This window comes from Acinetobacter sp. YH12128 (assembly GCF_013418655.1).
Lineage (GTDB): Bacteria > Pseudomonadota > Gammaproteobacteria > Pseudomonadales > Moraxellaceae > Acinetobacter > Acinetobacter amyesii.
On record NZ_VPBO01000034.1, the window covers coordinates 15,825 to 27,852 of the forward strand.

At 41.1% G+C, this 12,028-nt stretch carries 11 protein-coding genes and 3 pseudogenes; 7 read left to right on the forward strand and 7 right to left on the reverse strand.

Annotated elements, in window-relative coordinates; all coding sequences use genetic code 11:
* Nucleotides 1–9 precede the first annotated feature (9 nt).
* Complete coding sequence (locus FTU64_RS14815; protein WP_180060152.1) at nucleotides 10–1,542, reverse strand: aspartate aminotransferase family protein; 1,533 nt, start codon at nucleotides 1,540–1,542, stop codon at nucleotides 10–12.
* 2 nt (nucleotides 1,543–1,544) lie between these two features.
* Nucleotides 1,545–2,918 (reverse strand): diaminobutyrate--2-oxoglutarate transaminase, encoded by a 1,374-nt coding sequence (locus FTU64_RS14820; RefSeq protein WP_180060154.1) that lies wholly within the window; start codon nucleotides 2,916–2,918, stop codon nucleotides 1,545–1,547.
* A gap of 484 nt (nucleotides 2,919–3,402) precedes the next feature.
* Between FTU64_RS14820 and FTU64_RS14825 the strand changes: the two genes are divergently transcribed.
* From FTU64_RS14825 to arsH, 6 genes and pseudogenes are all read left to right on the forward strand, one after another.
* On the forward strand, nucleotides 3,403–4,104 hold the full coding sequence (locus tag FTU64_RS14825; RefSeq protein WP_180060156.1) for an SIMPL domain-containing protein: 702 nt from the start codon (nucleotides 3,403–3,405) through the stop codon (nucleotides 4,102–4,104).
* 74 nt (nucleotides 4,105–4,178) lie between these two features.
* A pseudogene (locus FTU64_RS16515) lies at nucleotides 4,179–4,271 on the forward strand (hypothetical protein); the annotation flags it as partial.
* A 113-nt stretch (nucleotides 4,272–4,384) separates the two neighbouring features.
* Nucleotides 4,385–4,714, forward strand: coding sequence for a metalloregulator ArsR/SmtB family transcription factor (locus FTU64_RS14830; protein WP_180055089.1), 330 nt, complete (start codon nucleotides 4,385–4,387; stop codon nucleotides 4,712–4,714).
* Nucleotides 4,711–5,184 carry an arsenate reductase ArsC gene (locus tag FTU64_RS14835; RefSeq protein ID WP_180055087.1) on the forward strand — a complete coding sequence of 158 codons (474 nt, stop codon included), beginning with the start codon at nucleotides 4,711–4,713 and terminating at the stop codon, nucleotides 5,182–5,184. The genes FTU64_RS14830 and FTU64_RS14835 overlap by 4 nt, the downstream gene beginning before the upstream one ends.
* A complete protein-coding gene (gene arsB, locus FTU64_RS14840; protein WP_180060159.1) occupies nucleotides 5,184–6,224 on the forward strand; it encodes an ACR3 family arsenite efflux transporter in 1,041 nt (346 codons plus the stop codon). Before FTU64_RS14835 ends, arsB begins: the two co-directional genes overlap by 1 nt.
* Before the next feature lies 1 nt (nucleotide 6,225).
* Nucleotides 6,226–6,932 (forward strand): annotated as a pseudogene (gene arsH / locus FTU64_RS14845) (arsenical resistance protein ArsH).
* Between the two features lie 58 nt (nucleotides 6,933–6,990).
* On the opposite strand, the gene FTU64_RS14850 reads toward arsH, so the two are convergent.
* From FTU64_RS14850 to cgtA, 3 genes are all read right to left on the reverse strand, one after another.
* Complete coding sequence (locus FTU64_RS14850) at nucleotides 6,991–7,509, reverse strand: GNAT family N-acetyltransferase (protein WP_180055081.1); 519 nt, start codon at nucleotides 7,507–7,509, stop codon at nucleotides 6,991–6,993.
* A 90-nt stretch (nucleotides 7,510–7,599) separates the two neighbouring features.
* Nucleotides 7,600–8,733 (reverse strand): glutamate 5-kinase, encoded by a 1,134-nt coding sequence (proB, locus tag FTU64_RS14855; protein ID WP_180007687.1) that lies wholly within the window; start codon nucleotides 8,731–8,733, stop codon nucleotides 7,600–7,602.
* A 40-nt stretch (nucleotides 8,734–8,773) separates the two neighbouring features.
* Nucleotides 8,774–9,988 carry an Obg family GTPase CgtA gene (gene cgtA / locus FTU64_RS14860; RefSeq protein WP_180007686.1) on the reverse strand — a complete coding sequence of 405 codons (1,215 nt, stop codon included), beginning with the start codon at nucleotides 9,986–9,988 and terminating at the stop codon, nucleotides 8,774–8,776.
* A 267-nt stretch (nucleotides 9,989–10,255) separates the two neighbouring features.
* Between cgtA and FTU64_RS14865 the strand changes: the two genes are divergently transcribed.
* Nucleotides 10,256–11,452: an MFS transporter gene (locus tag FTU64_RS14865; RefSeq protein WP_180026330.1), complete on the forward strand. Its 1,197-nt coding sequence runs from the start codon at nucleotides 10,256–10,258 to the stop codon at nucleotides 11,450–11,452.
* A gap of 50 nt (nucleotides 11,453–11,502) precedes the next feature.
* Here FTU64_RS14865 and FTU64_RS14870 read toward each other — a convergent pair whose 3' ends face one another.
* A complete protein-coding gene (locus FTU64_RS14870) occupies nucleotides 11,503–11,922 on the reverse strand; it encodes a hypothetical protein (RefSeq protein WP_180060161.1) in 420 nt (139 codons plus the stop codon).
* Nucleotides 11,919–12,028: pseudogene (locus FTU64_RS14875) on the reverse strand (IS5/IS1182 family transposase); the annotation flags it as partial. The gene FTU64_RS14870 and the pseudogene FTU64_RS14875, both read right to left, overlap by 4 nt.

The following is a 12,028-nucleotide window of genomic DNA, read 5'->3' on the forward strand; positions in this document are numbered from 1 at the left end:
AAATGACAATTAGTCAATTGCAGGTGTATATGTACCGTCAGCGATTGGGCCTTTGATACGATCCGCTTCTGCAAGCACCAGAGCAAGCAAATTCTTCACGTTGTCTAAAGTCGCTACTGGGCTTAAAGTGGTCATTTTCAAAGATTGAACCTGACCTACTTTAGTTACACCAATATTCGCTTCACCACGTGCAAACAATTCGTCTGCTACGTTTTGGTTCAATGTATCTAACAATTCAACTGGGTAACCTTCAGGGATCACACGGAACAATACCGATGCAAATTGAGGATCAACCAACATTTCTAATCCGTCAGTTGCAGTAATATAGTCTGCAACATCACGTGTTAGACCTACACCATGGTCAATCATCGAACCGTAAAGTTCTTCACCTAGCGCCTCAACTGTCATCCACAATTTCAACGCATCGAAACGACGTGTTGTTTGCAGTGACTTAGACACAAGGTTAGGTACACCATGCTCTTCATCATAAGCAGAGTTTAAATACTCAGCTTCATAATGCATGAAACGATAGTTCGCTTCATCTTTAAGCAAGAATGCGCCACATGAAATCGTTTGGAAGTAATGCTTATGGAAATCAAGCGTTACCGAGTCAGACAGTTCAATACCGTCTAACATAGAACGATAGTCATTAGAAAGGATCAGTGCACCACCCCATGCTGCATCGATATGCATCCACGCGCCATATTTGTTGGTGATTTCACGAATTTCTTTCAATGGATCAATTGCGCCTGCATCGGTAGTACCTGCAGTTGCAACCACACATGCCACGATCTTACCTGTCGCTTGAAGGTGCGCCATGGTTTTCTCAAGCGCGTCCATATCCATGCGTGCGTTAGCATCTACAGGAACAGTCACGACAGATTGGAAGCCCATGCCCATCATCGCCATGTTCTTTTGCACAGAGAAGTGCGCATTTTCAGAACAGATCACTTTGACGTTACGCATAGCATCAGATGGTACGCCATCACGCTGAACAGACCATGGATTGCCGTTTTCGTCTTTCCAGTTTTTCGCGATGCACGCATCACGTGCAAGTAACACACCCATCAAGTTAGACTGTGTACCGCCAGAGGTGAATACACCTGCTTGACCTGCACCGTAGCCCACTTTTTGGCGAAGCCAATCAATCAATTGAACTTCCATCAATGAACCTGCAGGACTTTGATCCCATGAGTCCATAGATTGGTTAGTCGCATTGATCAGCACTTCAGCGATTTGGCTTGTTACCATTGTTGGGCAGTGTAAATGCGCTAAAGAATGTGGGTGATGTACTTTTAAGCTTTTGTTTAAGAACAGCTCAACCATACGGTCTAGTGATTTTTGTACACCCATACCTTCTTTAGAAGGATTGAATGCAATTGCACTACGAAGCTCTTTAATGCTACCGCCTGTGTACATTTTGTCATTTTGCAACCATGCAGATACAGCTTTTACAGCTGAATCCATTGCTGACTGATAGTCAGCAATGGATTGTGCATCATTGCAGAATAACGCTTTACGATGTTCTGCAAAATCAACCATTATTACGCGCCTCGAACTGCAACTAGTGCTTCAGCAAGTGCTTTTTTGAAGCGAACAATTACTTCTTCACATTCAGCTTGGTTAATGATCAGTGGGCAAAGTAAACGAATTACTGTACCGTTACGACCACCTTTTTCTAATAACAATTTGTTATCGAAACATGCTGCTTGAATCGCTGCTGCTAATTGACCATCACCTGGTAATGAACCCATGTGATCAGCTGCTTGACGCTCATCAACAATTTCAACACCAATCATCAAGCCACGACCACGTACATTACCGATACATGGGAATTCTACAGCTAATTTTTTCAATTCAGCTTGTAAGAAATCACCACGTTCTTGTGCATTTTGCGCAAGGTTTTGCTCTTTAATGGTTTTGATCGTAGCAAGACCCGTACCCATCGCAAGTTGGTTACCACGGAAAGTACCGGTGTGACCTGCTGGCTGCCAAGCATCAAACTTACGTTTAATACCGAGTACTGCAAGTGGTAAGCTACCACCCACTGCTTTAGACATCACTACAACATCAGGTTCGATTCCTGCATGTTCAAAGGCAAACATTTTACCTGAACGACCAAAGCCAGCTTGTACTTCGTCAAGAATTAAAACGATGTTGTGCTTTTCAGTCACTTCACGGATTTTTTTCAACCATTTCACAGGTGCTGTCACCACACCGCCTTCGCCTTGAATCGCTTCAAGAATCACAGCTGCAGGTTTGGTTACACCGCTTTCAACATCTTCAATGAAGTTTTCGAAATAGTAGGTTAATGCGTCAACACCCGCTTCACCGCCAAGACCTAATGGGCAACGGTATTCGTGTGGGTATGGCATAAATTGTACACCTGGCATCAAGCCATTCACAGCATTTTTCGCAGACAAGTTACCTGTCATTGCGAGTGAACCGTGTGTCATACCGTGATAGCCACCGGAAAAGCTAATCACAGAACTACGACCTGTGTACGTTTTTGCTAATTTAATTGCTGCTTCTGTACCATCTGCACCAGACGGGCCACAGAACTGTAGACAATACTCTTCTTTACCACCTGGTAATTGCTCAAGTAGTGCTTCAGTGAAAGCATCTTTTAAAGGCGTTGTTAAATCCAAAGTATGCAAAGGGAGACCGCTTGCAAGTGTGTCTTGGATACTTTGAATGACCGCAGGGTGATTATGGCCTAATGCCAGTGTCCCTGCCCCAGCTAAACAATCGAGGTACTCTGTACCTTCGACATCGGTAACCCAGCACCCTAAGGCTTTTGCTATCGCAAGTGGAAGTTTACGTGGATAGCTACGAACATTGGATTCCATTTGACTTTGGCGAGTCAAATAGTATTCGTTAGTAGACTTAGTGGCAGAATTTACTGAAGAAACGCTCATATCGAATTACCATCTCTGATATGGGTTGAAAGAAATAAGTCGGGTGACTTGCGGTCCTTTGACTCGGTGCTTTATGAGTTTCTAGTTAGCTTTAAAAGCTCTTTGAGTATGGGCTAACTAGGAGGCGGATGATACAGACTTTTTCAAGAAAATAAATCACTTTTATGATCAAATAAAAAGATAATTTAGAGAAAAAACAGATCTATTCCATGGATATCTTGAATTATCATCTTACAGTGTGACAAAACAAAGAAAACCTTTTTATTTTATGCTTTTTTACAACTTATGAATGATTATTGTAATCTTCAATTAATTAAACAACTAAGCACTGATTATTTAAATAAATATTCATCAAGCACTACATTTATTTTTCTTGAAAGATTTACAATCCCACCACAGATTTTCCTTTAATCCATCATAATCACCTTTTAAGATAACAGCATAAGCTAAATTAGTCATTCTGAAAGAAGAATAGGTCATAACAATGCGTAAAATTATCTTATCCACTGTTTTATTAGCATCCGGTCTAGGTTTGGCAGCAGCAACTCAAGCAGCTGACCCACTCAATTACAACATCGTGAACATTCAGGCGGATGCTACTCGCCAAGTGTCAAACGACCAAATGCATGCCGTTTTATATATTGAAAAATCAAATAAACAACCGGCTGAACTTGCTACCCAAATCAACCAATTGATGACCCAAGCGGTGAACACAGCCCGTAAATACCCTGCGGTAAAAATCGAAACGGGATCTCAAAGCACTTACCCGATTTATGACAATGACAGTCGTAAATTGAAAGAATGGCGTGGTCGTGCCGAAGTGCGTTTAGAAAGTACAGACTTTAAAGCAGCTAGCCAATTGGTGAGCGAGTTACAACAAAATTTCCAAACTCAATCCATCAGCTTTAGTGTGTCAGATGCACAGCGTAAAAAAGTTGAAAATGAACTGATGGTTGAAGTATCCAAAAACTTTCAACAACGTGCCCAAGCGCTCGCTCAGGCATGGAATAAATCAGGCTACAACTTAGTTAATATTAATTTAAATACCAGCAATTATGGTGGTCAGCCAGTTCCGCGTATGGCGATGATGAAAGCTGCAAGTGCCGATGCTATTCCTGAACAAGAAATGGCAGGTGGTGAATCTAAAATCACGGTCAGTGCAAATGGCTCTATCCAGTTCAAATAATTAAATTCATTTTAAAAAACCGTGCTTTAGCGCGGTTTTTTAACTATAAATTCCATCTAATCTTTATTTAAACCAAACAGTATTTCACCCGTTCATCAGATGCAACCGATGGTAAATATATTGGTCAGCCACGAACCTTCTTCTTACAAACTTCATTCGACTTTTAAACTGGTCTAAATATAAAGATCCCACCAAGTGTGGGATTTTTATTGAATAATATATATGGACATCCACATATTCATATGTAAAGATATATGGAAATCCATATATACAGATAAACATGGAACAGACTGAATTTTTCAAATTACTTGCAGATGAGACTCGTCTGAACATCATCATGCTGTTGGCTTGTAAAGGTGAACTCTGCGTCTGCGAACTCACCGAATCACTTCAATTAAGCCAACCCAAAATTTCGCGCCATCTAGCGCTACTACGGTCATCTAGTGTTTTGAGTGATCAACGCAAAGGTCAATGGGTCTATTACTCCATTCACCCTGCACTGCCTACTTGGTGTACACAAATACTTGATGTCATGCGTCACCAAGAACGATTTAAAGATCTCGATTTAAACTCTCCGAAAGGCACTACCACATTGTGTGAAACTCTATGAATTTTTTATTTCTATGTACTGGCAATAGCTGCCGCAGCATTTTATCCGAAGTACTGTTTAACAAGCGTGCACCTGAAGGTTTCCGTGCCTATAGCGCAGGCAGTAAACCTTCAGGACAAGTCCACCCGTTTACCTTGGAAACCCTACACAACCTCAATCTACCGACTAAGGGTTTGTCGAGTAAATCCATCGCAGCATGTGAACAATACCAACCCGATGTGGTAATTACCGTCTGTGGTTCTGCTGCTCAAGAAGCTTGCCCAATTTACTTTGGCTCTGCCATCAAAGCCCACTGGGGCTTAGAAGATCCTTCCCATTTAGAGCTTGCAGATGACATCAAACTTGCAGCTTTTCTTGATACCGTGGCACATATTAACCGCCGTTTAGATGCTTTATTTGCACTCGATTTTAAGCAATTAAGTCGTGAAGAGCTTAACAAAGAAATCCAAAAAATTTCAGAGATTCAATAATGGCTGCTGCAAAACTGTCATTTCTAGACCGCAATCTAACGCTATGGATTTTTATCGCAATGGGGCTAGGCATTGCGATTGGCGTGTATATTCCAAGTGCTTCAAGGGCTTTAAATCAACTCAATATCGGTGATGTCAATATTGCGATTGCCATTGGTTTAATCCTGATGATGTATCCGCCTTTAGCTAAAGTGGATTACAAAGCCCTGCCTGAAGTGTTTAAAGATAAACGTACCTTATACCTTTCACTACTTCAAAACTGGTTAATCGCACCTTGCCTGATGTTTATTTTGGCTATCGTGTTTTTACAACACTACCCTGAATACATGACCGGTTTGATTCTGATTGGTTTAGCACGTTGTATTGCGATGGTTTTGGTTTGGAATGATTTAGCTTGTGGGGACAACCAATACGTTACGGCTTTAGTGGCATTTAACAGTATTTTCCAAATTGCATTTTTTAGTACCTACGCATGGTTCTTTTTGAGTTTTTTACCGCCTTATTTTGGTATAGAAGCACAAGTGATCCAAGTCAGCTTTTGGACCATCACACATGCAGTATTAGTGTATCTAGGTATTCCCTTCCTGCTCGGTTTCCTAACGCGTGCCATATTGGTAAAACACAAAGGTCTGGATTGGTATAAAAATCAATTTATACCCAAAATCAGCCCCATCAGTTTAATCGCTTTACTCTTTACCATTGTGGTGATGTTTAGCCTCAAAGGTGCAGATGTCTTGAGCCTTCCAATGGATGTACTGCGTATTGCCATTCCCCTCACAATCTACTTTGTGGTGATGTTTTTCATTAGCTTTTTGATGAGCAAATGGATGGGCAATAACTACGCCAAAACCACTGCGATATCCTTTACAGCAGCAGGTAATAATTTTGAACTTGCCCTCGCTGTTGCCATCGCCACCTTTGGCATTGCATCTCCGATTGCATTTACCACGATTATTGGCCCATTGGTTGAAGTGCCTGTGCTTATTGCATTAGTGAGTGTATCGCTATGGTTAAAACGCAAATGGTATAAAGAGAACTAAAATGAAGCTCCCCAATATTCAACTAGATCTACTTGAAACACCGCGTTTTGAACAAGTTCAAGCTAAAGCACTTGAACATCCGCCACGCATTCTGCTGCTATATGGCTCCAACCGTGAACGCTCATTTAGCCGCTTAACGGTATTGGAGGCGGGTCGAATCCTTGAACATTTTGGTGCAGAAGTCAAAATCTTTCATCCTAAAGGTCTTCCTCTGCCTGAAGATGCTGAAACCTCACATCCCAAAGTTCAGGAATTACATAAATTGCTTACATGGTCTGAAGGCATGGTTTGGTGTTCGCCAGAACGACATGGTGCGCGATGAGTTCTATCTTAAAAGCACAAATTGATTGGATTCCTTTAGCCGCAGGTGCCATTCGTGCTACTCAAGGTAAAACGCTGGCGTTAATGCAAGTCAGTGGTGGTTCGCAATCTTTTAATGCTGTTAACCAAATGCGAATCCTTGGGCGTTGGATGCGGATGATCACGATTCCAAATCAATCTTCCGTTGCGAAAGCATTTTTAGAATTTGATGAAAATGATCGCATGAAACCATCTTCCTATTACATTCGCATTGTCGATGTGATGGAGGAATTATATAAATTTACCCTACTCACACGTGGTCAATCTGCCTACCTCACAGATCGTTATTCTGAACGAGTTGAAAGTGCGGAAGAACTCTCTAAACGGGTTAATCAAAAGAACCTTTAATGAAAAAACTCCTGCATCTGTGCAGGAGTTTTGGTCTAAAAATTTCATCAACTTTAACTTAAACCAATAATTTATAAAATAATGTCGTTGAATCTAATGTACCCGTATGGCTCAATGTAAATTGCGGAATGATCCCGGCTTTTATAAAGTTAAATTTTTCATACAGCTTTTCAGCGACATCGCCTGTACGGGTATCAAGTACGAGTAATTTCAAGTTCAAGTGTTTTGCTTGATCTTCTGCAAGTGTTAATAGTTGGTGAGCAATGCCTCGCTGACGTACCTTTGGATGCACCATAAGTTTTTCAATCTCAGCACGATGCAGTGCATTGGCTTTGGTGGCACGAACCAATTGTACTGTGCCCACAATTTCACCGCTTTGTAGCGCCGCCCACAAAAAGGTTTTATGCTTTTGAATATCCTTTGCCACAGCAGACCAATATTCATCATAGTGCGACTTAGATTCTTTAGTTAAAAAACCCAGTGATGCACCATCTTGCACACATTGTGCCAATAATTCACACAGTTGAGCCTGCTCATCTTTTAGATCTTGAATGTTTAAATATTGAATTTCGCTCATCTTCTTTTCCTCTTATTTCTATTTTTATCGTTATATTCAAATGGCATGCCATAAAAAATCCCGCTCGGAAGCAGGATTTTGATTTTCAATTTAGTAAATCGACATATGATTGCGATGGATCATTTCAAGTGATCGGGCTTCCCCTAAAACTTGATGAACTTTATCTGAGGCCAAACCTTTGACGATTTCGGCCGAACGTGAACTGAAGTTTACACGACCTACGGCAACACGATGACCTTGTGTATCGACACATTCCACCACATCACCACGTTCGAAATGCCCTTCAACAGCTTTCACACCGACAGGTAATAAACTGCGGTGATTATCACGAATGGCTTTGACTGCGCCATCATCAATTACTAAACGACCCGCTGTTTGTAAATGTGCAGCTAACCATTGTTGATGGGCTGTCACACGATCATTGTCCGTAATGAATAAGGTACCGAGTAATTCACCTGCCATCACACGTGAAAGCACATTGTCGCTATCACCGCTCGCAATGACTGTTGGACAACCGGACTTGGCTGCCAAACGTGCCGCACGAACTTTGGTCAACATACCACCACGACCGAATTTACCGCCGCCGCCAGCCATATCGAATAATGATTCATCCATTGCACGTACTGTATGAAACAGTTTTGCATCTGGATTGGAACGAGGGTCTGAGTCAAACATGCCTTCTTGGTCAGTTAGAATCACCAAAAGGTCTGCATGAACCTGTCCAGCCACCATCGCAGCCAAAGTATCGTTATCGCCAAAGCGGATTTCGTCAGTCGACACTGTGTCATTTTCATTGATCACAGGAATCACACGCCAATCAATCAAATGCTGCAAGGCATCACAAGAGTTTAAATAACGACGACGGTCAGCCAAATCATCATGGGTTAATAAAACTTGAGCTGTACGAATAGAACATTGTTCTAAAACGCTTGACCAAGTATGTATTAAACCCATTTGTCCAATGGCTGCGCAAGCCTGAAGACTGGGTAGATCTGTGGGTCGGCTGTCCAGATTCATTCGAACCATCCCTTCAGCCACAGCACCGGAAGACACAAGAATGATCTCGTGCCCTGCATTGTGTAGTTCTGCAATTTGTCCCGCCCAATGCGAGATTGCATCCAGATCTAACCCTTTTCCGTTTGCTGTGAGTAGTGATGATCCGATTTTAACAACGATACGTTTACAACCCTTGAGCTGACGTTGCCCATCTACTACTTCTATCATCTTGTCCTCAGACTTGTTTGCTTTGACACTTATTCAGCAATTAACGTACGTAGTACGATTCTGCCTCATCATCACCGTCTTCAAATTCATCATCAAAGTCTTCACCTTGACCTGCCAGACGTTGTTGACGACGCATTTCACGATATGCTTCTTTCGCAGCAAGCGTTTGCTCACGTGTTTCAACTTCAAGCTGATCACGGAACGCTTTAACTTCTGCAGCATATTCAGGATCTTCAGTTTCTCGTTCGCGCTGTTCTTCAATTTGATCCATCAGGTAGTACACAACGTCTTTAGTACCTTCAAATGTTAAACCTGAAGTTTTGAATACAGGGCCTTTCCACTGCAACTCTTCGAGAATGTGATCACACCATTCATCACGCGTTTCAGCCGCCAATTGGTCTACTTTATTGAGTACCAATACAACAGGTAATTTTGAAAGCGTTGGGGAGAATTTTTTCAACTCTTCCAAAATTGCTTTTGCATTGTACGCAGGGTCAGAACCATCAATCGGTTGAACATCTACGATGTGTAATAAAATACGTGTACGTGCCAAGTGTTTCAGGAATCGAATACCTAGACCTGCACCTTCTGCAGCACCTTCGATTAGACCCGGAATATCCGCCATTACAAATGAGCGGTGACTATCGGCATCAACCACACCTAGGTTTGGCACCATAGTGGTAAATGGATAATCTGCAACTTTTGGTTTTGCTGCTGAAACTGCACGGATAAAGGTTGATTTACCTGCATTTGGCATACCCAACAAACCAACGTCTGCGAGTACTTTTAATTCAAGACGAATTTCACGATATTCGCCTTTTGAGCCGTGTGTACATTTACGTGGAGAACGGTTGGTTGAAGATTTGAAGTGAGTATTACCCAAACCACCTTCACCACCTGCTGCCACTAACACACGCTGACCGTCAGCCACTAAGTCGCCGATGATATCGCCAGATTCTGTATCTACAATTGTTGTGCCCACTGGAACGAGCAATACGGTATCTTCACCGCCACGGCCTGAGCAGTTCGCTCCACGACCATTTTTAGCACGTTCTGCACGGAATTTACGTGTATAACGATAATCTACTAGGGTACTTGTGTCGTTGTCGGCTTGAACGTATACGTTACCGCCACGACCACCATCACCACCATCTGGACCACCAAATGGTACGAATTTTTCACGGCGAAAACTGGCTACGCCATTGCCACCGTCGCCAGCCTCTACGGTAATGACTGCTTCATCAACAAAGCGCATAATGCCAATCCTCTAAAAACTTTAAAAACCGCCTATTCTGCCATATTTTAAAGCATTTCTCGACTATATTTATTCACTATTCCATGAAGATCATGCATTTCAAGCAGATTTTTTTTGAGCTTGTATCAAAATTTTAAAAGTACAATCCAGCTTGAATTGATCGTCTGATGTACATATAGCTCGCAACGCTAAGTTGGTTGTTTTTTGTTATTTCTGCTTGTCGTAACATCTTCATATAGTGCAATTCTTGCAATCAGAGTTTTTGTTATGTCAAATCCTAAGGAAAGGAATACTATCAGTCCATTGTCATCACAATTTGTTTTATTGATGGCACTTGCTTGTGGTCTATGCGCAGGATCAGCATATTTTAATCAACCGCTTATCTATTCGATTGAAAAAGGTTTAGGCATTAGCACCAGTGAAGCTGGTTTGACTGTAGTGATTGCACAAATTGGCTATGTTTTAGGTTTAATGCTCTTGGTCCCACTAGGTGACTTTTTAAATAAGCGCAAACTCATTGTTAGCTTAATGGTCTTTGCTGCTCTTTCTCAGATTTTATTATCGTTAAGTAGCAACTTAAGCACGCTGTATCTATTTACCCTTTGTGCGACGTTTGGCGCAATTTCGGCACAAGTCCTAATTCCTTTTGCATCGAGTATTAGCCCACCCGAATCCAGCGCAGCCACTGTAGGTAAACTCATGAGCGGCTTGGTCATGGGCATCATTTTATCGCGAACATTTGCAGGCTTTGTATCGACCTATTGGTCCTGGAATGCTGTGTATTTCACCAGTGGTATCATCACTTTAGGTTTTGCGATGATCATGTGGAAAAAACTTCCGAACACGACGCCGCAAGCAGGTTTAACAATGATAGGAATTTACCGCTCGTTGTTTATCATTGCTCAAAATAATCCACATCTGATTCGTCGTGCCTGTGCTGGTGCTTTGGGTTTTGGTATTTTGTCGATGATTTTTACCTCTATGACTTTTGTCTTAGGCAGTGCGCCATATTACTTTACTGATTTTGAAATTGGTCTGTTTGGCTTGCTTGGTGTGATCGGGATTTATTCATCAAGTTGGTCGGGTAAAATCGTAGGACAAGGTAGAGAAAACTTTGTAGCAAAACTCTGTATTGCTTTGATGTTTTTCTCAACTATCCCTCTATTTTTTGCCCAGCAAAATATTGTGATTTATGCCATTGGTGTATTGATGGCATATTTTGGTTTAACCGCATTTCACGTGCTCAATCAAAATTTGGTCTATCGGATTGATCTTAAATCCCGTTCGCGAATTAATGCGGTGTATATGACGATTTACTTTACTGGTGCAGCTATAGGTTCACTCGGTGCAGTATATGCCTGGCAGCATTTTGGTTGGATGGGTTGTGTGATTCTAGCTTTGGTTTTTTCGATTGGAATTTTACTGATTGATCGGTGGGATTTTAATAAGATGGTTAAAAATTAAGTGTTTTATGAGGAATAAATCGAATGGTTTATTCCTTTTCTCATTACTAATTAAAAATTTAATGTTTTTCGATATAACGCATATTCGTACATCTCCTCAATCAATTCATCAAGTTTTTCAGAAAATGCTATCCTAAAAAACTGATGATAGATTTCCTCATTATTTATTCCATATATATGCGAGTCAATTTTGCTAGCAAGCTCACGATATTCGTCGATCAGTTTTCCTAATTTTTTATTATCTTGATTAAAATTTATAAAACTCAAAGCATCATTTATATTTTGCCTTAGGGGACTTAAAGAACCCCATATCCTTCTGATTTCACATGGCTCGATTTTAGGACCTAAAAATTTTTTTATCATTTCATTATCTAATTCATTTAAATAGTTATTAAGTACAAGCGCCAGAAGCTTATTAGTTTGAGCTTTATATTCCTTTAAATAAATTATTAGATTTCTTTCATAAGTCATTTTTCACTCAGCTCCAAGTTATAAATTCCAGCAATTAGATTGAATCTTAATGCTAGTCTTTTGCCTCGATTGCGATATCGCTCAGCAAGAATTTTGAAGGTTTTCA